The sequence below is a fragment of the Streptomyces sp. NPDC048521 genome (assembly GCF_043199855.1).
In the GTDB taxonomy this organism is placed as follows: domain Bacteria; phylum Actinomycetota; class Actinomycetes; order Streptomycetales; family Streptomycetaceae; genus Streptomyces.
This window is the reverse complement of record NZ_JBICWR010000005.1, coordinates 430,041-450,131: the sequence shown is the minus strand read 5'-3', so window position 1 is coordinate 450,131 and position 20,091 is coordinate 430,041. Positions and strand designations below refer to the sequence as shown.

Sequence of the window (20,091 nt, the reverse complement as noted above, 5' to 3'; positions counted from 1 at the left end):
GGAGCCGGACGAAGGGGCCGCCGTCGTGCGGCACGCGTGCGTGCGCACCGCATCGAGCGGCGCGGCCACGCGCACGCGTATCCCTCTTCATCACCGGATCTCACTCACAGTGGAGTGCTCCTGCCATGCAGGCTTCTCGCATCGCTTCTCGTGTCGCCGCCGCCGCTGCCGTCGCGGGCGCGGCCGTCCTGACCCTGTCGGTCCCCGCCTTCGCGCACGTCAGCGTGCAGCCGGAGGGAAGCGCGGCCAAGGGCGGCTACGCGGTCGTCGACTTCAAGGTCCCCAACGAGCGCGACGACACCTCGACCACCAAGCTCGAGGTCAACCTCCCCACCGACCACCCGATCGCCTCGGTCATGCCCCAGCCGGTCCCCGGCTGGACCGCGAAGGTCACCAAGTCCAAGCTCGACAAGCCGCTGACCATGCACGGCGAGAAGATCGACGAGGCCGTCACCAAGGTCACCTGGACCGCCGACGGCAAGGGCATCGAGCCCGGCTTCTTCCAGAAGTTCCCCCTCTCCCTCGGTGCCCTGCCCGAGAACACCGACCAGCTCGTGTTCAAGGCGATCCAGACGTACTCCGACAAGGAGGTCGTGCGCTGGATCGAGGTGCCGCAGGAGGGCCAGGAGGAGCCGGAGAACCCGGCCCCGGTGCTGGAACTGTCGGCCGCCACCGACGACCACCACGGCGCGGCGGGCGCCAAGGACACCTCCGACGAGACCGAGAAGGCGGCAGCCGCCACGGACTCCGGTTCCGACGGGGGCAGTGACACCACCGCGCGCGTGCTCGGCGTGGTCGGCATCGTCGTCGGCGCCGCGGGCGTGGCGTACGGCGTCCTCGCCGGTCGCCGCCGGACCGCCGCCTGATCCACCGCTCCGCACACGCACAGGGGGTCGTACGACGCTGTCGTGCGACCCCGGTGCGCGCCGGAGTTCTCACATCTGGGACATTTTTCTATGCGCAAGAAGACGTTCGCGGCGGCCGCGCTGCTCGCCGCCGCCACCCTGACCCTCTCCGCCTGCGGCAGCGGGAACGACGGCAAGTCGCCCGTCGCCGTGGTCGCGGAGGAGTCCGACTCGGGCAAGGCCGCCACCGTCCTCGACCAGCCGTTCGAGAAGCCGGACCTGGTCCTCACCGACACGCACGGCGAGAAGTACGACCTCCGCAAGGAGACCAAGGGCCACCCGACCCTGCTGTACTTCGGCTACACGCACTGCCCCGACATCTGCCCGACGACGATGAGCAACATCGCCGTCGCCAAGAAGGCGCTGCCCAAGGCCGAGCAGAACGACCTCCGGGTCGTCTTCGTCACCACCGACCCCGCCCGCGACACCCCCGCCGAGCTGGGCAAGTGGCTCAAGGGCATCGATCCGCAGTTCATCGGCCTGACCGGCGACTTCTCCACCGTCCAGGCCGGTGCCCGCTCCGTCGGCATCTCCATCGAGCCGACGAAGAAGGACAAGAACGGCAAGCTCGTGTCGGTGCACGGCACGCAGGTCATCGCGTTCTCCCCGAAGACCGACGGCGGGTACGTCCTCTACGGCGAGGACGCCACGGTCGACGACTACACCAAGGACCTGCCCAAGCTCGTCGAGGGAGCGAAGCCGTGAGGCGTGCCGTCCTGACCGCGGCCGCCCTCGCCGGTGCCCTCGCCCTCACGGGCTGCTCGGAATCCGGCTCCGACTCCGGGCAGGCAGACCTGTCCGTCAGCTCCCCGTACATGCCCCAGCCGGTCTCCGCCGACATGGCCGCCGGCTTCCTGACGATCGCCAACCAGGGCGGGGCGACGGACGAGCTGACCTCGGTCACCAGTGACATCGCCGGCGAGGTCACCATGCACAGCACCGTCGGCGGTGCCATGGCGGAGAAGACCTCGTTCGCCATACCGGCCCACGGTCGACTCGTGTTCCGAAGCGGTGGCAACCATCTGATGTTCGAGAAGCTGAAGCGCCGGCCGAAGCAGGGCCAGACGGTCACCGTGAAGCTCACCTTCGCCGAGTCCGGGCCCGTCACCGTCGAGATGCCGGTGAAGTCCGCCACGTACAACCCGTCGACCGGCCACTGAGGGAGGAACCACCTTGACGCGGACCATCACCCCCCGCCTGCGGACCCTGGTGCTGCTGTTCCTCGCCGTCACCGGCGCGCTGCTGGCCGGCGCCGGACCGGCCTCCGCGCACGCGGCACTGACCGGCAGCGATCCCGCGCAGGGGGTGGTGGTTCCGAAGGCGCCCACCCAGGTGTCCCTCACCTTCTCCGAGAAGGTGGCGATGAGCGGCGACTCCCTGCGTGTGCTCGACCCTCAGGGCAGGCCGGTGCAGCAGGGCGAGCCCGCCGACGTGAGCGGGACGACGTACTCCGTGCGGCTGCGAAGCGGCCTGGGCAAGGGCACCTACACGGTCACCTACCAGGTCGTCTCGGCCGACAGCCACCCCGTCTCCGGCGCCTACACCTTCTCCGTCGGGGCGCCCTCGCAGACCGTCGTCTCCGCTTCCGGGCCGGCCGCGGGCGGCGGAGTGGTGGGCGCGCTCTACGCGTTCGGCCGGTACCTGTCCTACGGCGGCTTCATCGTGCTCGCCGGAGGCGCGGCCTTCGTACTCGCCTGCTGGCAGCGCGGCGCGGGCGTACGAGCCCTGCAGCGGCTGGTCGTCGGCGGCTGGCTGGCGCTCACCGCGGCCACCCTGTGGCTGCTGCTCCTGCGCGGCTCGTACACCACGTCGGGCAAGCTCGCCGACGTCTTCGACCTCGATCTGCTCGGCCAGGTGCTGCAGACCAAGACCGGTGCCGCGCTGGTCTCCCGGCTGCTGCTGCTCGCCGCCGCCGCGCTGTTCGTCGCCGTCCTCTTCGGCACCTACAACCGGCGCGAGGAAGGCGAGGAGAAGCGCGACCTGACCTTCGGGCTCGCCATCGGCGGCGTGGTCGTCGCGGCCGGGCTCGCCTCCAGCTGGGCGATGGCCGAGCACGCCTCGGTCGGGCTCCAGGCGGGCATCGCCATGCCGGTCGACGTCGTCCATCTGCTCGCCGTCGCCGCGTGGCTGGGCGGCCTCACCGCCCTCCTGGTCGCCCTGTACCGGGCGCCCGCCGAGACCCCGGTCGAGGCGGCCGCCGTGCGCCGCTTCTCCCGGCTGGCGTTCGGCTCGGTCGTCACGCTCGCCGCCACCGGCATCTACCAGTCCTGGCGGCAGCTCGGCTCCTGGTCCGCCTTCACCGAGACCGGTTACGGGCAGTTGCTGCTGATCAAGATCGCGCTGGTGGCGCTGCTGGTCGGCATCGCATCGGTGTCACGGCGGTGGACGGGGCGGCTCGCCGACACGGTCGCGCCGGCCAAGGCCGAACGGGCCCGGAAGGAGCGGGCGGAGAAGGAGCGGGTGACCTCGGCCGCGGTCGAGCAGACCTCCGATACGCGCAGTACGGGCCATGCAGGCAGTGCAGGCAACGCGGTCGATGCGGCCAAGGGGGCGGAGGCGGCCGTCGCCGGTGAGGGCAAGGCCACCGGCGACGGTGACACCGGCACCGGCACCGACTCGGAGCCCGGCTCCGGGGGCGACTCGCAGCGTGCCGCCCAGCTCGCCCGGCAGCGGGCCGTGATCGACGCCGCCCGGCGCAAGCGGCTCCGCGACGCCGACCCGAACCGCTTCGGGCTGCGCCGGTCGGTGTTCGCCGAGGCCGGAGTCGCGGTCGTCCTGCTCGCCGTCACCACCGCGCTCACGCAGACCGAGCCGGGCCGCACCGAGCTGGAGGCCAAGGCCGGCACCTCCGCTTCCTCCAGCTCGTCGCCCTCGTCGTCCGCCCCGTCCGGTGCCCTGACCCTGGACATGCCCTTCGACACCGGCGGCACCGACGGCAAGGGCGTCGTCAGTGTCGATCTCGACCCCGCGCGCGTGGGCGGCAACGAGATGCACGTGTACGTCCGCCGGCCCAACGGGCGGGCCTTCGACGTCCCCGAGGTGAAGGTCTCCTTCACCCTCGAGGCGAAGAAGATCGGCCCGCTTCCCGTGGACCCCGACCACATCACCACCGGCCACTGGTCGGCGAACGGAGTGCAGATCCCGATGGCCGGCGACTGGAAGATCGCCGTCACCGTGCGCACCTCCGACATCGACCAGGTGACCGTCTCCAAGAACGCTCAGATCGGCTGAACGACCATGCCTGACCAGTCCATCCCGGAGGCCCGTACGCCCGAGTCCGCCGTGCGGACGCCCGTCCCCGACAGCGGCCGGGGCGTCTCCCGGCGCGCACTGCTCGGCACCGCGGGCGCCACCGGGCTCGTACTCGGCGCGACCGGCGGGGCGGCGGGCTATGCCGCCGCGCCCGCTCAGGCCACTCCGCTGACCTCGGTGGGCTCCGACCGGGCGGTGTTTCACGGGAAACATCAGCCCGGCATCACCGAGGGACTGCAGGCGTGCGGCCACCTCGTCGCCTTCGACCTGGCGGCGGGCGCGGGCCGCAAGGAGGCGGCGGCCCTGCTGCGCCGCTGGTCGGCGACGGCCGATCGGCTGATGGCGGGCGAGGCCGCGCCGCACGACGACACCGACGTGGCCCGGGACGCGGGGCCCTCCTCGCTGACGATCACCTTCGGCTTCGGGCACAGCTTCTTCGGCCGGACCGGCCTGGAGAAGCAGCGGCCGACCGCCCTGGACCCGCTGCCGGCCTTCTCCTCCGACCACCTCGACAAGGCGCGCAGCGACGGCGATCTGTGGGTGCAGATCGGCGCGAACGACGCCCTGGTCGCCTTCCACGCCCTGCGCGCGATCCAGAAGGACGCCGGCTCGGCCGCGCGGGTGCGCTGGCAGATGAACGGCTTCAACCGGACCCCGGGCGCCACCGCCCACCCCATGACGGCCCGCAACCTCATGGGCCAGATCGACGGCACCCGCAACCCCAAGCCGGCCGAAGCAGACTTCGAGAAGCGGATCTTCGTGCCGGCCTCGGGCGAGCCCGCCTGGATGGCGAACGGCTCCTACGCGGTCGTACGCCGCATCCGGATGCTCCTGGACGACTGGGAGAAGCTGTCGCTGTCCGCGCAGGAGCAGGTCATCGGGCGCCGCAAGGCCGACGGGGCGCCGCTGTCCGGAGGCGACGAGACGACCCCGATGGACCTGGAGAAGACCGACGCCAAGGGCGAGTACGTCGTCCCGCTCACCGCGCACGCCCGGATCACCCGGCCCGACAAGAACGGCGGCGCGGCGATGCTGCGGCGCCCCTTCTCCTACCACGACGGCATCGACGCGGACGGCACGCCCGACGCCGGTCTGCTCTTCATCTGCTGGCAGGCGGACCCCTTGCGCGGCTTCGTACCGGTGCAGCGCAAGCTGGACCGGGGCGACGCGCTGTCCCCGTACATCCGGCACGAGGCGAGCGGGCTGTTCGCCGTGCCGGGCGGCGCGGCGAAGGGCGAATACGTGGGACAGCGGCTGCTGGAGGGCTGATCCGGGTTCAAACCACTCGGTCGGGTGGCAGTCCTTAGACGGATGCGCCGGAGGGCCGTGCCGCCATTAGGGTGAGGACATGCCAGCGAGCTATGCGTATCTCGGCCCGGAGGGCACCTTCACCGAAGTCGCCCTGCGGACGCTCCCGGAAGCGGCCACCCGGGAGCTGATGCCGTACGTGTCGGTGCAGTCCGCGCTGGACGCGGTACGGGCAGGCGAGGCCGAGGCGGCATTCGTACCGATCGAGAACTCCGTCGAGGGCGGCATCACCACCACCCTCGACGAGCTGGTCGCGGGCGAACCGCTGACGATCTACCGCGAGGTGCTGCTGTCGATCACCTTCGCCCTGCTGGTCCGTCCGGGCACGAAGCTCTCGGACATCAAGACGGTCTCCGCACACCCGGCGGCCCAGCCGCAGGTGCGCAACTGGCTGCGCAAGCACCTTGCGGACGCGAGCTGGGAGTCCGCCGCCTCCAACGCGGACGCCGCCCGCCTGGTCCAGGAGGGACGGTACGACGCCGCCTTCGCGGGTGAGTTCGCCGCCGCCCGGTACGGCCTGGAGGCCCTGGAGACCGGGATCCACGACGCGGAGAACGCGCAGACCCGGTTCGTGCTCGTCGGCCGGCCGGCCCGGCCCGCCGCGCCGACCGGCGCCGACAAGACCTCGGTGGTGCTGTGGCAGCGCGACGACCACCCCGGCGCCCTGCGCGACCTGCTCGGCGAGTTCGCCTCGCGCGGCATCAACCTCATGCTGCTGCAGTCCCGGCCGACGGGAGCCGGAATCGGCAACTACTGCTTCTGCATCGACGCCGAGGGCCACATCTCGGACCGGCGGATGGCGGAGGCGCTGATGGGGCTGAAGCGGATCTGTCTCCAGGTGCGTTTCCTCGGCTCCTATCCGCGTGCCGACATCACGTCGGACGCGGCCCGGCCGACGCTGCCGGGAACGTCGGACGAGGAGTTCATGGCGGCGGCGGACTGGGTGGCCCGCTGCCAGGACGGCCGCTTCTAGCCAGTCGTACCCGCATCTCGGCGTTATCCACAGGTGTTATCCACAGGTGCCCTTCTCGACCTGGGGACAAGTCGACACGGAAGCGCCACTCGGTCGACAAATCGCCCTACAGCGCCCAGACCCGGCCACCGTCGTATGGGTCACCCTTCGTCCACCCGTTTCCTTCGGTTCATCTTTTGGGGCGACCGTTTTCCACCCGAACGTGGGTGTCGATGGCGTTTGGCCGGGGAATTCTTCAGTCCGTTCAAAGCTTCCGGAGTGATCGATTCCTGAAATCCACAGATCTTCCACACAGCCTGTGGATAACCCTTCGGACGGCGCGGGCCCCTGTGGACAACCGGGTCTCCAAATGCCGTTCCGCACAAGGAAATCTGGTCAACCGGGCGCCCGGCACATGCCCCGTCCCAGGGAGTGAGACACTTTCCCTTGACGCGCAGAACACAGTCGGCAATGAGCGCATAGCGGAACGTAAGCCGCGAATCAGAACTCCCCGGAATAGCGATTCGTGAGCCGCAACCCCGCACCGGTAGCCTTGGGCCCGTGATTGACCTTCGCCTGCTCCGTGAGGACCCCGACCGTGTGCGCGCGTCCCAGCGCGCCCGTGGAGAGGACGTCGCGCTCGTCGACGCTCTCCTGTCTGCCGACGAGCGGCGCAGGTCCTCCGGCGTCCGCTTCGACGAGCTGCGTGCCGAGCAGAAGCAGCTCGGCAAGCTGATCCCCAAGGCCTCCGGTGACGAGAAGGCCGAGCTGCTGGGGCGTGCCGAGCAGCTGAAGGCCGACGTCAAGGCCGCCGACGCCGAGCGCGACGCGGCCGACGCCGAGACCCAGCAGCTGCTGCTCCGGCTCGGCAACCTCGTCCACCCCGACGTGCCCGTCGGCGGCGAGGAGGACTTCGTCACGCTGGAGACGCACGGCACGATCCGCGACTTCGGTGCCGAGGGCTTCGAGCCCAAGGACCACCTGGAGCTGGGCCAGTTGCTCGGCGCGATCGACGTCGAGCGCGGCGCCAAGGTCTCCGGCTCCCGTTTCTACTTCCTCACCGGCGTCGGCGCGCTGCTGGAGCTGGCCCTGGTGAACGCGGCCATCGCCCAGGCGACCGCGGCCGGCTTCACCCCCATGCTCACCCCGGCGCTGGTTCGCCCCCAGTCCATGGCGGGCACCGGCTTCCTCGGCCAGGCGGCCCAGGACGTCTACCACCTCGACAAGGACGACCTGTACCTGGTCGGCACCTCCGAGGTCCCGCTGGCGGCCTACCACATGGACGAGATCATCGACGCCGACCGGCTGCCGCTGCGGTACGCGGGCTTCTCGCCCTGCTTCCGCCGCGAGGCCGGCTCGCACGGCAAGGACACGCGGGGCATCTTCCGCGTGCACCAGTTCGACAAGGTCGAGATGTTCTCCTACGTCGCTCCCGAGGACTCGCAGGCCGAGCACCAGCGCCTGCTGGACTGGGAGAAGCAGTGGCTGACCTCGCTCGGGCTGCCGTTCCGCGTCATCGACGTCGCCTCCGGTGACCTCGGCTCCTCGGCCGCCCGCAAGTACGACTGCGAGGCGTGGATCCCGACCCAGGGCAAGTACCGCGAGCTGACCTCGACCTCGGACTGCACCGAGTTCCAGTCCCGCCGGCTGTCCATCCGGGTCCGCGAGGGCAAGCGGGTCCGCCCGCTGGCCACGCTCAACGGCACGCTGTGCGCCGTACCGCGCACGATCGTGGCGATCCTGGAGAACCACCAGCAGGCCGACGGCTCGGTCCGCGTTCCCGAGGTCCTGCGCCCGTACCTGGGCGGTCGGGAGGTCCTGGAGCCGGTGTCCCGGTGAGCTTCCCCTACGGGCTGATCGCCACCGACCTGGACGGAACGCTGCTGCGCTCCGACGAGTCGATCTCCCAGCGCACCCGCGACGCGCTCGCCGCGGCCACCGCGGCGGGCGCCGCGCACATCGTCGTCACCGGCCGCGCGGTGCCCTGGACCCGGCACATCCTGGACGACCTCGGCTACGACGGCCTCGCCGTCTGCGGCCAGGGCGCCCAGGTCTACGACGCCGGGGCGCACCGCCTGCTGACGTCCGTGACCCTGGACCGGCAGCTGGCGGGTGTGGCGCTGGCCAAGATCGAGGCCGAGGTGGGCCCGCTGTACCTGGCGGCCAGCCGCGACGGCCTCGACGGTGAGGTGCTGGTGGGGCCGGGGTACGCGGTCAGGGGCACCCTGCCCGCCACCCCCTTCACGGACGCGTCCGACCTCTGGACCGCTCCGCTGAACAAGATCTACATACAGCATCCGACGCTGGGCGACGACGAGCTGGCGGAGGCCGCCCGGCAGGCTGCCGGAGGCTTCGTCACCGTGGCCATGGCGGGCGAGGGCATCGTCGAACTGCTGCCCCTCGGCCTGTCCAAGGCCACGGGGCTGTCGTTGGCGGCCCGCCGGCTCGGCCTCAAGGCCGCCGACACGATCGCCTTCGGCGACATGCCGAACGACATCCCGATGTTCGCCTGGGCGGCGCGGGGCGTGGCGATGGCCAACGCCCACGAGGAACTCAAGGCGGTCGCCGACGAGGTGACGACCTCCAACGAGGAGGACGGCATCGCGGTGGTGCTGGAGCGGTTGCTGGGCTGAGGCACCGCCGCCCGGCCGCTTGCTAGGTTCGGCGACCATGCGATCACGCGAGTACGACCTCGCCTTCCGCGACAACGCGAGCCGGATACGTGCCTGGGGCATCGGTCTGCTGGCCGTGGCGGGCCTGCTGTGGATCTGGTGCGCCGTGCTGCTGCTCACCCCCTACACGGTGGATCGCCACCCGGATGACCAGTACCCCGACACGTGCGAGTCGCGCCTGCTGACGGACCGGGGCACCGCCAACGAAGGTCCCTACAAGGGTGATTACTGCGCGAACGAACGGGACTGGCCGGAGGTCGTGATGATTCTCGGCCTGTCCCTTCCCCCGTCGATCGCCGGCGTGGCCCTCTTCACGACCGGCACCGTGAGCAGGCGCATGAGCGCACACGCGGAGGCGATGCGCGAGCTGGACAGGATCGCCGACGAACGGAAAGCGAAGGCGTAACCACCCGGCCCTCGCCAAGCCCGGCCCCGGCCGAGCTTCGCCTTCACCGGGCCCAGTGGCAACGTCTCGCGGAGGATGCACGGATCGAACGTGCGCGGGCTTTCCCGGCCCGACCACGGTTTAGCAAACCGGTGCCTTACCACTCGGCCAATCCTCCGGGTGGGCGGCCCACGCGAGAGCGACATCGCGTGCTCGAAGCGGCCGCCCCGGGCAGCTCCCGTGGCTCTACGGAGCGGTAGGGATCACTCCGGAGCCCGCCTCGGGGCGCCCTGTCGGGAGCTGGGCGTACTGCCGTGCATGGACATCGCCCGTCTCCTCTCCCGGAACGCGGCGCCGGGACGATCCCGGCGGATGGGGCACGACCACTGTGCCCCGCAGCCGGATCGGGCGCCACCGAATAAAAGGGAAGCCGCTACCGGCGGCGCCACCAGCGCCTGCGCGCCTTGCTGAAGAACCAGCCCGCCGGCGGCTCGTCGGACCGCCACGGCTGCGGCTGTGGCTCCTCGGCCCGCCAGCGGGCGGCGAGCATCCGGGCCCGGGCGGACGGTTCGCAGGTCCCGGCGGCCCGCACGAAGTCCTCGTCCAGGACCAGCTCGTCCCAGACGTCACCGTCGGGCCGCCCAGGGGCGTCGTACTGCGGCGTCTCTTCAGCCATCTGCGGCCTCCAGCCCTGCGTCCGCTGCGCCCAGTGTGCCCGGACGGGGGTGAAACCCCCGTCAGGACCAGGACCTGTCACTCCTCGCCGGCGAGTGTCAGCGTCCGCAGCTTCTGACCGGCGTACCACGTGGCGAGTACGGTGACCGCGACCAGCAGCACCGTCGCCGTGGGCAGTCCGACGTCCGAGGTCACCAGGTCACCGCCGGCCACCTTGTGGGCGACGGCGAGCGACCACTGCTGGACGCTCAGGGTGCGGGCGCCGGACACCAGGGAGCCGAACAGGGCCTCCCAGACGAGGGCGTAGACGAGTCCGAACACCACCGCGTGCCGGGACACCGTGCCGAGCAGCAGGAACATCGACGCGTAGGCGATCGACGCGACCAGTGCGGCCACCGTGTAGGCGACGGCGATCTGCTGGCCGTTGCCGTTGAGGATGAAGCCCGCGACGAGCGTCGGCAGGGCCGAGAACACCATCGTCACGGCGATCGCCACGATGAGCTTGGTGAAGATGATCGTGGGCCGCTTCACCGGCTTGGCCAGCAGGTACACCACCGAGCCGTCGTCGATCTCGGGCCCGATCGCGCCCGTGCCCGCGATGACGCCGATGATCGGCACCATCGTGGCGAGCGCGAGCCCGCCCAGCAGGTCGGAGGCCGTCTGGTCGTCGGCGCCCGCGAGGCCCCGGACCACGACGGAGATCGCGATCAGCAGCACGGGCAGGGCGCCCAGGATGAGGGCCCGGCGGCGGCCGAGCAGGGCCCGGTAGGTGAGCCGGGCGACTGTGGGGTCGTACATCTTCGGCCTCCTACGCCGCGACGAGATACGAGAAGACGGACTCGAGGGACTCGTCGGACGGCGAGACCGTGAGCAGCCGGATGCCGTGGTCGCGGGCGACCTTCGGCAGCAGGACCGTGAAGCGGCCGAAGTCGACGGCCTGGATGCGCAGCGCCTGCTCGGTGACGTCGACCTCGATGCCGGACGTCGACGGGTCGGCGATCAGCGCGGCCGCGAGCGCCCGGTCGTCGCTGGAGCGCACCAGGTAGCGGTGCGGACGGTCGGTCATCAGCCGGCGGATCTTGCGGAAGTCGCCGCTGGCCGCGTGCCGGCCGGCCACGACGACCTCGATGTGCCAGGCGAGCTGCTCGACCTCTTCGAGGATGTGGGACGAGAACAGCACCGTGCGGCCCTCGTCGCCCATGCGCCGCAGCAGCTCCATGAGCTGCATGCGCTGGCGCGGGTCCATGCCGTTGAACGGCTCGTCCAGCAGGAGCAGCGACGGGTCGTGCACCAGGGCGCTCGCCATCTTCACGCGCTGCCGCATGCCCTTGGAGTACGTGGAGATCTTCCGGTCCTGCGCGTACTCCATCTCGACCGTGGCGAGAGCCCGTTGCGCGGCCTTGGCGCCCAGGCCGTGCAACTCGGCGTTGGCGACGACGAACTCGCGACCGGTGAGGAAGTCGTACATCGCCTCCCGCTCGGGGACGATGCCGATGTGCTTGTAGATGGACTCGTTGCGCCACACCGGCTGCCCGTCCAGAGAGACCGAGCCGGTGGAGGGGGCGAGGAAGCCGCCCATCATGTTGATGAGGGTGGACTTCCCGGCGCCGTTGGGGCCGAGCAGGCCCGTGACGCCGGGGCCGATGGTCATGGTGATGTCGTTGACGGCGACCACGTTGCCGAACCAGCGGGAGACGTGGTCGATGGAGAGCGTGGTCACAGTCCCACCTTCCGGTAGCGGCGCACGAGGAGGCCGTAGCAGGCGGCGATCAGGCCGAGGACGACGAGCACGTAGATCACGCCCTCCCCGTTCGTGGGTTCGATCCCGCCGGGGAACGAGGAGGTCGCGCCCAGGAACGCGGACTGCACGCCGTCGATGAGCGTGACGGGTGAGAAGAGGCCGATCCAGGGGATGGCGTCGGTGCTGTTCTGCGCCTCGGCGATGGCCTGGAGCGTGGAGACCGCGCCGTAGGAGATGGTCATGACGGCGATGACGGCCGCGATGCCGAAGCCGCGCCGCGGGGTCACCGAGGCGATGACCAGGCCGATACCGGCGAAGAGCAACGAGAGCAGTGCCACGGACACGAGTCCCTGTGCGAATCCCTTGGTCTGGTCGGCGAAGTCGAGCTTCGCCAGCAGCGCGCCGATGTAGAGCACGAGCAACGGGGCCGCGGTGAGGACGAACATCGCGGAGGCCAGCGCCGCGTACTTCGCGCGCACGTAGTCTGCGGTCTCGATCGGCCGCGAGAAGTACAGCGGCACGGTCTTGAAGCGCAGGTCGCGCGAGACGGACTGGGGTGCCTGCGAGGCGACGTACAGGCTGATGACGGCCTGCATGATGATCGCGTAGCGCGTGTACTCGACGGGCAGGTCCTTCGCCTTCGTGGCGACCGCGACGGCCACCATGATGGCCGCCGGCACGCACATCACCACGAACAGCAGCATCGGCAGGACCTTGGACTTGACCGAGCGGCCGAGGCCGTAGGAGCCGCGCAGGGACTGCGAGTAGAGGGAGCGGGTGGCGTAGGAGCGGCCGAGGCGGGGGCCGTCGTAGTTGCGGTAGCCGATGTCGTGGATGCGGGTCTGGTCGCCGGAGGGCGTTGCCAGGGGATGCTCAACCGCCATGACCGACGGCCTCCTTCCGCTGCTCGTCGCTCGTGGTGAACACCTCGGAGATGCGGTGCCGGCGCTGCTCCATGCGCACCAGGCCGAGGCCCAGGTCGGCGACGACGTCGCGCACCAGGTCGTACGTCTCCTCGCCCTGCGCGGTGAGCAGCAGAATGTGCCCGGCGCCCGGGAGGCCGCTGCTGTCGTGCGTGTCGACCCCGCGCGCGTGGAGCGCCTCGCGGACCGCGCGGGTGCCGTCGGGGTGGGTGTCGCTGTCGGTGACCTCGATCGCCAGGGTGGTCGTGGTCTGCGTGAAGTCGGTGGTGGAACTGGAGCGCAGCAGCTTGCCGCCGTCGATGACGACAACGTGGTCGCAGGTGCGTTCGAGTTCGCCGAGCAGGTGGGAGGTGACCAGGACAGAGATGCCGAAGTCGGTGTGGATGCGGCGGATCAGGCCCAGCATCTCGTCGCGGCCGACCGGGTCGAGGCCGTTGGTCGGCTCGTCCAGGAAGACCAACTGCGGGTCGTGCACCAGGGCCTGGGCCAGCTTCACCCGCTGCTTCATGCCGGTCGAGTAGCCGCCGATGGGGCGGTAGCGCTCCTCGTACAGGCCGACGTGGCGCAGGGTGTCCGCGGTGCGCTCGCGCGCCGCGGTGGGTGGCAGGCCGGACATGCGCGCCATGTGGACGACGAACTCGGTGGCCGAGACGTCCGGCGGCAGGCAGTCATGCTCCGGCATGTACCCGACACGCTCACGGATGGCGGCGCCCTTGGTGGCGACGTCGAGGCCCAGCACCTCGGCGCGGCCCTCCGTGGCGGGGGACAGACCCAGCAGGATCTTGATCAGGGTGGACTTGCCGGCGCCATTGGCTCCCACGAGTCCGGTCACACCGGGTCCGATGTCCACGGACAGCCGGTCGAGCGCGGTCACCCGGGGGAACCGCTTGCTCAGGCTTTCGGTCGCGATCACAGTCACGTCTACGACGGTAGTGATCCGCGCCACGACGGTCGTCAGACCACAGAGCCGTCTTCGCGTCAGACTCGAGGAGTAGAGGACCCTGAGGGATCCCCTGCCCGAGTGCTACCGGAAGTCCGGGAAGCCCGCGCCCGAGCGTTCCGGAAGCCCGCGCCGAAGAGGTGCCGGAGGCCTGCGCGCCGAGCGTTGTCCACAACCTTCAGGCCGCCTATTGACGCCACCTCTAACAACTGTCACATTCACCATGTCACGTTACGGACGCGTACCGCAGTCGACGGGACGGGGCGGCATGACGACGGCAGTGGGCAGGGGACTCTCCGTGGAGCTGGGAGGGTTCAGGCGGGTGCAGCGCCTCGCCTACGCATGCGCGGAGGCGGTCGCGGCGCGGCTGGAACCGGGCGTGACCGAGCGCGAGGCGGCGCGGATGCAGCGGGAGTGGCTGCGCGAGCGCGGGGTGCGGGACTGGTTCCACCTGCCCTTCGCGTGGTTCGGGGACCGCACGGCGTTCGTGAACTTCCGCATCCCGCTGCAGTTCTTCCCCACCGACCGCGCGCTGGAGCCCGGGATGCCGTTCATCCTGGACATGGCCCCGGTGTACGAGGGATACACGGCGGACATCGGCTATTCCGGCTCGCTCGGCGTCAACCCGGTGCAGGGCCGGCTGATGGCCGACCTGGAGGCGCACCGGGAGCTGATCCTGCGCGAGGTGCGCGAACGGCGCCCGCTGCGGGAGATCTACGAGGACGTGGACCGGCTCATGGTCCGCCAGGGCTATGCCAACCGGCACCGGGCCTACCCCTTCGGGGTGATCGCCCACAAGGTGGACCGGGTGAAGCAGCGCCGCTTCTCCCCGCACCTCTTCGGATTCGGCACCCAGTCCCTCAAGGGCCTGGCGGCCGACGCGCTGCACGGCCACCGCGAGGGCTGGTCGCCGCTGTGGTCGCCGTACCGCTTCTCCGACCATCCGCCGCGGCCGGGCCTGTGGGCCGTCGAACCACACCTCGGTTTCAGGGGTACGGGCGCGAAGTTCGAGGAGATCCTCGTGGTCACCGACTCCCGGGACCCCGAGGAGAGCGCGTTCTGGCTGGACGACGATCTGCCGCACGTGCGGCGCTGGGCGGAGGACAAGTGACGCTGGACGGTGCGCGGGAGCGCTGGGTACGGACCGGCGGGGTCGAGCTGTGCGTGGCGGAGCTGGGCGACCCGGAGCAGCCGACGGTGATGCTGGTGCACGGCTATCCGGACAGCAAGGAGGTCTGGTCGGAGGTCGCCGCCCGCCTGGCGGACCGCTTCCACGTGGTCCTCTACGACGTCCGGGGCCACGGCCGCTCCACGGCGCCCCGGCCCCTGCGCGGCGGCTTCACGCTCGCCAAGCTCACCGACGACTTCCTGGCGGTCGCGGACGCGGTCAGCCCGGACCGCCCGGTGCACTTGGTCGGCCACGACTGGGGCTCGGTGCAGTCCTGGGAGTTCGTCACGGTCGGCCGCACGCAGGGCCGTATCGCGTCCTTCACCTCGATGTCCGGGCCGTCCCTGGACCACTTCGGGCAGTGGATCGACGCGCGCGTGAAGCGCCCGACGCCCCGCCGGGTCGGGCAGCTCCTGGGGCAGGGAGCCAAGTCCTGGTACGTCTACCTGCTGCACACGCCCGTTCTGCCGGAACTGGCCTGGCGCGGTCCGCTCGGCAAGCGCTGGCCGAAGATCCTGGAGCGGACCGAGAAGGTCTGCGCCGGCGACTACCCGACGCCCTCCCTCCCGTCCGACGCGGCGCACGGCGCCTGGCTGTACCGGGACAACGTCCGCGCCCGGCTGCGCAGGCCGCGCCCGGACGCGTACGCCCACGCGCCCGTGCAGCTCATCACGCCCCAGGGGGACGTGTTCCTCTCCGAGCGGCTCTACGACGACCTGGAGCAGTGGGTGCCGCGGCTGACCCGCCGCACGCTTTCGGCGAAGCACTGGATCCCGCGCACCCGTCCCGACCAACTGGCCTCCTGGATCGGGGAATTCGTCTTGTCCGTGGAAGGCGACCGACCCGCACCGAAGGCCGACGGCCGCCATGCCGAGCGGTTCGGCGGGCAGTTGGTCCTGATCACCGGCGCCGGCAGCGGTATCGGCCGGGCGACGGCGTTCGCGTTCGCGGAGGCCGGCGCGCGCGTGGTGGCCGTCGACCGCGACGCCGAGGCCGCGGCCCGCACCGCCGAGCTGTCCCGGCTGATCGGCGCGCCCGAAGCCTGGGCCGAGACGGCCGACGTCTCCGACGAACAGGCCATGGAGAAGCTCGCGGAGAAGGTCCACCGCGAGTACGGCGTGCTGGACGTGCTGGTCAACAACGCGGGCATCGGCCTGTCGGGCTCCTTCTTCGCCACGACGACCGACGACTGGCGCAAGGTCCTGGACGTCAACCTCTGGGGCGTGATCCATGGCTGCCGGCTCTTCGGCGCGCGCATGGCCGAGCGCGGACAGGGCGGCCACATCGTCAACGTCGCGTCCGCGGCGGCGTACCAACCCTCCCGTGCCCTTCCGGCCTACAGCACCTCCAAGGCGGCCGTGCTGATGCTCTCCGAGTGCCTGCGCGCCGAACTCGCCGCCCAGGGCATCGGGGTGAGCGCGATCTGCCCGGGCTTCGTCAACACCAGCATCACCGCCACGGCGCGCTTCGCCGGCGTCGACGCGGCCGAGGAACGGCGCCGACAGAAGGCCTCGGCCCGCCTCTACGGTATGCGCAACTACCCACCGGAGAAGGTGGCCGAGGCGATCCTGACCGCCGTGATCCACAACAGGCCGCTGGTACCGGTGACCCCCGAGGCCCGCGGCGCCCACCTCATGTCCCGTTTCCTGCCGGGGGCGTTGCGGCGCATCGCGCGGGTGGAGCCGAGGTTGTGAGTCCGCAGCGAAGTCGCACCGTCCGGACTCGCGATCCACCCCCGCCCCGCCGCGCCCTGACATTTTTCTCGTGCCCGACCCAAGAAATCGTCGTGGCGGTCGATTTGCACGCCGCCGGCGTCCCGCCGACCGCCATCTCGGACCGGCTCCGGGAGTTGGGGGGACAGGGGGGGCACATCGCCGCCCGTTTCCCGGAGTTCACCACCGAGTACCTTCGCGCGCCACTTGGACGATCCTGAGCACCGCACGGACGCACACGCCCCGGAAGCCGTCTCGCTCGTACGCAGGCCGCGCCTCCTCGTCCATCAGGCCGTTTACGCCGAACCCGCCGGGGCCATGCGCACGTTCGCCACCCGGGACGTCGTAAGCGCCTCCAACGCCAAGACACCTACGCAAGCGCGTCCCGACGCCCGCCATGTCCACCTCCCGCCGAGACGATCACCGCTGTGGAAAGGCTCGTCGGTCGGGAGCGCGCTCCGGACGTCATCACGCCGGCCGCCGAACGAGAGGTGTGACCTGGGGACTTGGACGACATGGCCTCACGCACCGGTCAAGCGCGCAAGGTTGGCGAACGACCTTGACAGGCAGTCCGGTTGTCCACAGATTCGTCAATTCCCCTGTGGATAACACCACTTGCTTGTGGATCAAACCTGCGAACAAAAACAACCTGCGTGATCCCCGTCTCTGCCGCACGCTGGACCCATGGACGAAAGACGCACCGTCAAGGTGTCGAAGTACCTCTCCAGACACCTGCGCCACCAACCGGAGCGCATCGGGCTCACGCCGGACAGGGGCGGCTGGGTGGAGATCGACACACTGATCGCCGCGGCCGGAGCCCACGGATTCCGGTTCACCCGCGAGGAACTGGACCACGTGGTGGCCACCAACGACAAACGGCGCTTCGTGATCGAGGGCACCAGAATCCGTGCCAGCCAGGGCCACAGCATCGAGGTCGACCTCGGTCTGCCCCCGGCGACCCCGCCGCCGTACCTGTATCACGGGACCGTCGCCCGCAACCTGGACGCGATCCGGGCCGAGGGCCTCAAGCCCATGAACCGGCACGACGTCCACCTCTCGGCCGACCGGGAGACCGCCACCCGGGTCGGCGCCCGCCGTGGCCGCCCCGTGGTGCTCACCGTCGACGCCGGCGCCATGCACCGAGACGGCCATGTCTTCCACGTCAGCGCCAACGGAGTGTGGCTGACGAACGCCGTACCACCCCGCTACCTGCGGTTTCCCGGGCCCCGCTGAGCCCGGACGTGCCCCACGTCAGCGGCGCCGACCGGCCTTCCAGCCCGCTGAAGCACGGGTCGTGCGGTGACCGTTTCGCCCGCTGGCGGCGGAGCCGCTTACTCTCGGACGCATGAGTCTGCGTCTGAGCACCGTGATCCTGCCGTACCGCCGCTGGAGCGAAGGCGGCCGTTCGGCCTGGATGCGGGCCGAGCAGCTCGGCTTCCACACCGCGTACAGCTACGACCACCTGTCCTGGCGCAGCTTCCGTGACGGCCCGTGGTTCGGCGCCGTTCCGACGCTGACCGCCGCCGCGGCCGTCACCGATCGGCTCCGCCTCGGCACGCTGGTGACCTCGCCGAACTTCCGGCACCCGGTGACGCTCGCCAAGGAGCTGATCTCCCTCGACGACATCTCCGGCGGCCGGGTCACCCTGGGCATCGGCGCCGGCGGCACCGGATTCGACGCGACCGCCCTCGGTCAGGAGCCGTGGAGCCCGCGCGAGCGTGCCGACCGGTTCGCCGAGTTCGTTCCGCTGCTCGACCGGCTGCTCACCGAGGACGCGGTGTCGCACGAGGGCCGGTTCTACTCGGCGCACGAGGCGCGGAACATCCCGGGCTGCGTGCAGCGGCCCCGGTTGCCGTTCGCGGTGGCGGCCACCGGCCCGCGCGGCCTCAGGCTCGCCGCGCGGTACGGCCAGGCGTGGGTGACCACCGGCGACCCGAAGCTGTACGAGACCGGTACCCCGGAGCAGTCGGTCGAGGCCCTGCGCGGGCAGGTCGGCAAGCTGTCCGAGGCCTGCGCGGCCGCCGGCCGGGATGTGGCGGATCTGGACAAGATCCTGCTCACCGGCTTCACCCCGGACCGCACCCGGCCGCTCGAGTCCCTGGACGCCTTCGTGGACTTCGCCGGCCGCCACCAGCAGCTGGGCTTCACCGAGATCGTGATCCACTGGCCCATCCCGGACTCCGACTTCGCCGCGGACCAGAAGGTCTTCGAGCGGATCGCCCTGGAGGCCACCGCCCAACTGGGCTGACGCACAGCCGCGTCGCGCCTTCCCACCTGGGCCGACGCACAGGCGCATCGCGGCTCTCCGCCCTGGGCCGACGCACAGGCAGCGTCATTTGTGTCTCATCTGTGCGGAGTCCCGCACGGCCGTGCGGGCATATGCGCGAGAATGACCGGGTGACCTCAGCGACCAGACAGCCCGGGACCCCTGCCGCCGCCACACCCGCGCGGCTGATCGCCACCGACCTCGACGGCACTCTGCTGCGCGACGACAAGTCGGTCTCTCCCCGGACGGTAGCCGCTCTGGCCGCCGCGGAGGAGGCGGGCATCGAGGTCTTCTTCGTCACCGGCCGCCCGGCCCGCTGGATGGACGTCGTCAGCGACCACGTCCACGGCCACGGTCTGGCGATCTGCGGGAACGGCGCCGCCGTCGTCGACCTGCACGGCGGCCCCGGCGCCCACCGCTTCGTGAAGGTGCGCGAGCTGGCCCGGGAGAACGCCCTGGCCGCCGTACGGCTGCTGCGCGAGGCGGCACCCGGCACGGTGTTCGCGGTCGAGCAGACGTACGGCTTCCACCAGGAGCCGGACTATCCCAAGCTGCACATGGAGATACCCGACCATCTCCTGCCCGCCGAGAAGCTCCTCGCGCCCGACGGCCCGGGCGCCGACCAGCCTGTGCTCAAGATCCTCGCCTACCACCCCGACCTCGACCCGGACGCCTTCCTCGCCCTCGCCCGCCTGGCGATCGGCGACCACGCCAACGTCACCCGCTCCAGCCCCAGCGCCCTGCTGGAACTCAGCGGGCCCGGCGTCTCCAAGGCCAGCACCCTCGCCCTGTGCTGCGCCGAGCGAGGCATCTCGCACGAGGAGGTCGTGGCCTTCGGGGACATGCCCAACGACGTCGAGATGCTGACCTGGGCCGGTCGGTCGTACGCGATGGGCAACGCCCACCCGGACGTCATCGCCGCGGCGTCGGGCCGCACGGTCGCGAACAACGAGGACGGCGTGGCGGTCGTGATCGAGCAACTCCTCACGGACCGCAACTAGACCCCCAGGGTTCCGGTACGGCGCCGACCACCACGATCCCGGTACGGCGCCGACGCCAACGGTTCCAGCACGGCGCCGACCGCCGGGTTCCGTGCGGCGTGAACCACTACCTTCGGACACGGCGCCGACCGCCGCCACAAGTTCCCGTACGGCTTGAACCGCCATGGGTCCCCGCACGGCGCCGACCGCCA

19 protein-coding genes and 1 tRNA gene are annotated in these 20,091 nt (G+C 70.9%); 14 read left to right on the top strand and 6 right to left on the bottom strand.

Features of this window, described 5'->3' with window-relative positions; genetic code table 11:
• Window positions 1–125: 125 nt before the first annotated feature.
• From ACGFRF_RS15675 to ACGFRF_RS15635, 9 genes are all read left to right on the top strand, one after another.
• Window positions 126–866, top strand: a complete 741-nt coding sequence (locus ACGFRF_RS15675; RefSeq protein WP_393740057.1) for a YcnI family protein — start codon at window positions 126–128, stop codon at window positions 864–866.
• 90 nt (window positions 867–956) lie between these two features.
• Window positions 957–1,610 carry an SCO family protein gene (locus ACGFRF_RS15670; RefSeq protein ID WP_393740056.1) on the top strand — a complete coding sequence of 218 codons (654 nt, stop codon included), beginning with the start codon at window positions 957–959 and terminating at the stop codon, window positions 1,608–1,610.
• Complete coding sequence (locus ACGFRF_RS15665; protein ID WP_393740054.1) at window positions 1,607–2,065, top strand: copper chaperone PCu(A)C; 459 nt, start codon at window positions 1,607–1,609, stop codon at window positions 2,063–2,065. The genes ACGFRF_RS15670 and ACGFRF_RS15665 overlap by 4 nt, the downstream gene beginning before the upstream one ends.
• Window positions 2,066–2,078: 13 nt before the next feature.
• Window positions 2,079–4,136, top strand: coding sequence for a copper resistance protein CopC (locus ACGFRF_RS15660; RefSeq protein ID WP_393740052.1), 2,058 nt, complete (start codon window positions 2,079–2,081; stop codon window positions 4,134–4,136).
• Window positions 4,137–4,142: 6 nt separating this feature from the next.
• The gene (gene efeB / locus ACGFRF_RS15655) at window positions 4,143–5,426 is read left to right on the top strand and encodes an iron uptake transporter deferrochelatase/peroxidase subunit (RefSeq protein ID WP_393740050.1); all 1,284 of its coding nucleotides are present in this window, start codon (window positions 4,143–4,145) and stop codon (window positions 5,424–5,426) included.
• A 79-nt stretch (window positions 5,427–5,505) separates the two neighbouring features.
• On the top strand, window positions 5,506–6,438 hold the full coding sequence (gene pheA, locus ACGFRF_RS15650) for a prephenate dehydratase (RefSeq protein ID WP_393740048.1): 933 nt from the start codon (window positions 5,506–5,508) through the stop codon (window positions 6,436–6,438).
• Between the two features lie 540 nt (window positions 6,439–6,978).
• Entirely contained in the window at window positions 6,979–8,256 is a 1,278-nt protein-coding gene (gene serS / locus ACGFRF_RS15645; protein ID WP_393740046.1) for a serine--tRNA ligase, read from the top strand.
• Window positions 8,253–9,050 (top strand): HAD family hydrolase, encoded by a 798-nt coding sequence (locus tag ACGFRF_RS15640; RefSeq protein ID WP_393740044.1) that lies wholly within the window; start codon window positions 8,253–8,255, stop codon window positions 9,048–9,050. Before serS ends, ACGFRF_RS15640 begins: the two co-directional genes overlap by 4 nt.
• A 37-nt stretch (window positions 9,051–9,087) precedes the next feature.
• Window positions 9,088–9,495 carry a hypothetical protein gene (locus ACGFRF_RS15635; protein ID WP_393740042.1) on the top strand — a complete coding sequence of 136 codons (408 nt, stop codon included), beginning with the start codon at window positions 9,088–9,090 and terminating at the stop codon, window positions 9,493–9,495.
• Window positions 9,496–9,564: 69 nt separating this feature from the next.
• On the opposite strand, the gene ACGFRF_RS15630 is transcribed toward ACGFRF_RS15635, so the two are convergent.
• The 6 genes from ACGFRF_RS15630 to ACGFRF_RS15605 all read right to left on the bottom strand — a co-directional run bounded on the left by ACGFRF_RS15630 (window position 9,565) and on the right by ACGFRF_RS15605 (window position 13,726).
• A tRNA-Ser gene (locus tag ACGFRF_RS15630) sits at window positions 9,565–9,652 on the bottom strand.
• A 255-nt stretch (window positions 9,653–9,907) separates the two neighbouring features.
• Window positions 9,908–10,150, bottom strand: coding sequence for a hypothetical protein (locus tag ACGFRF_RS15625; protein ID WP_393740040.1), 243 nt, complete (start codon window positions 10,148–10,150; stop codon window positions 9,908–9,910).
• A gap of 77 nt (window positions 10,151–10,227) precedes the next feature.
• Window positions 10,228–10,947, bottom strand: a complete 720-nt coding sequence (locus ACGFRF_RS15620; RefSeq protein WP_393740038.1) for an ABC transporter permease — start codon at window positions 10,945–10,947, stop codon at window positions 10,228–10,230.
• Window positions 10,948–10,957: 10 nt separating this feature from the next.
• The gene (locus tag ACGFRF_RS15615) at window positions 10,958–11,869 is read right to left on the bottom strand and encodes an ABC transporter ATP-binding protein (protein ID WP_393740036.1); all 912 of its coding nucleotides are present in this window, start codon (window positions 11,867–11,869) and stop codon (window positions 10,958–10,960) included.
• Window positions 11,866–12,774 (bottom strand): ABC transporter permease, encoded by a 909-nt coding sequence (locus tag ACGFRF_RS15610; RefSeq protein WP_393740034.1) that lies wholly within the window; start codon window positions 12,772–12,774, stop codon window positions 11,866–11,868. The genes ACGFRF_RS15615 and ACGFRF_RS15610 overlap by 4 nt, the downstream gene beginning before the upstream one ends.
• A complete protein-coding gene (locus ACGFRF_RS15605) occupies window positions 12,764–13,726 on the bottom strand; it encodes an ABC transporter ATP-binding protein (RefSeq protein WP_393740159.1) in 963 nt (320 codons plus the stop codon). Before ACGFRF_RS15605 ends, ACGFRF_RS15610 begins: the two co-directional genes overlap by 11 nt.
• 295 nt (window positions 13,727–14,021) lie before the next feature.
• Between ACGFRF_RS15605 and ACGFRF_RS15600 the strand changes: the two genes are divergently transcribed.
• From ACGFRF_RS15600 to ACGFRF_RS15580, 5 genes are all read left to right on the top strand, one after another.
• On the top strand, window positions 14,022–14,864 hold the full coding sequence (locus ACGFRF_RS15600; RefSeq protein WP_393740033.1) for a M24 family metallopeptidase: 843 nt from the start codon (window positions 14,022–14,024) through the stop codon (window positions 14,862–14,864).
• Window positions 14,861–16,615 (top strand): SDR family oxidoreductase, encoded by a 1,755-nt coding sequence (locus ACGFRF_RS15595; protein WP_393740031.1) that lies wholly within the window; start codon window positions 14,861–14,863, stop codon window positions 16,613–16,615. The genes ACGFRF_RS15600 and ACGFRF_RS15595 overlap by 4 nt, the downstream gene beginning before the upstream one ends.
• A gap of 702 nt (window positions 16,616–17,317) precedes the next feature.
• Complete coding sequence (locus ACGFRF_RS15590; RefSeq protein WP_393740029.1) at window positions 17,318–17,866, top strand: RNA 2'-phosphotransferase; 549 nt, start codon at window positions 17,318–17,320, stop codon at window positions 17,864–17,866.
• 112 nt (window positions 17,867–17,978) lie between these two features.
• Complete coding sequence (locus ACGFRF_RS15585; protein ID WP_393740027.1) at window positions 17,979–18,881, top strand: LLM class flavin-dependent oxidoreductase; 903 nt, start codon at window positions 17,979–17,981, stop codon at window positions 18,879–18,881.
• A gap of 131 nt (window positions 18,882–19,012) precedes the next feature.
• Window positions 19,013–19,900, top strand: coding sequence for a Cof-type HAD-IIB family hydrolase (locus ACGFRF_RS15580; RefSeq protein ID WP_393740025.1), 888 nt, complete (start codon window positions 19,013–19,015; stop codon window positions 19,898–19,900).
• Window positions 19,901–20,091 lie beyond the last annotated feature (191 nt).

Coding starts and splice junctions, on each gene's coding strand:
- ACGFRF_RS15675 (WP_393740057.1), top strand. CDS start 126: ATGCAGGCTTCTCGCATCGCTTCTCGTGTCGCCGCCGCCGCTGCCGTC.
- ACGFRF_RS15670 (WP_393740056.1), top strand. CDS start 957: ATGCGCAAGAAGACGTTCGCGGCGGCCGCGCTGCTCGCCGCCGCCACC.
- pheA (WP_393740048.1), top strand. CDS start 5,506: ATGCCAGCGAGCTATGCGTATCTCGGCCCGGAGGGCACCTTCACCGAA.
- ACGFRF_RS15580 (WP_393740025.1), top strand. CDS start 19,013: ATGCGCGAGAATGACCGGGTGACCTCAGCGACCAGACAGCCCGGGACC.
- ACGFRF_RS15590 (WP_393740029.1), top strand. CDS start 17,318: ATGGACGAAAGACGCACCGTCAAGGTGTCGAAGTACCTCTCCAGACAC.
- ACGFRF_RS15600 (WP_393740033.1), top strand. CDS start 14,022: ATGACGACGGCAGTGGGCAGGGGACTCTCCGTGGAGCTGGGAGGGTTC.
- efeB (WP_393740050.1), top strand. CDS start 4,143: ATGCCTGACCAGTCCATCCCGGAGGCCCGTACGCCCGAGTCCGCCGTG.
- ACGFRF_RS15635 (WP_393740042.1), top strand. CDS start 9,088: ATGCGATCACGCGAGTACGACCTCGCCTTCCGCGACAACGCGAGCCGG.
- ACGFRF_RS15610 (WP_393740034.1), bottom strand. CDS start 12,774: ATGGCGGTTGAGCATCCCCTGGCAACGCCCTCCGGCGACCAGACCCGC.
- ACGFRF_RS15585 (WP_393740027.1), top strand. CDS start 17,979: ATGAGTCTGCGTCTGAGCACCGTGATCCTGCCGTACCGCCGCTGGAGC.
- ACGFRF_RS15620 (WP_393740038.1), bottom strand. CDS start 10,947: ATGTACGACCCCACAGTCGCCCGGCTCACCTACCGGGCCCTGCTCGGC.
- ACGFRF_RS15625 (WP_393740040.1), bottom strand. CDS start 10,150: ATGGCTGAAGAGACGCCGCAGTACGACGCCCCTGGGCGGCCCGACGGT.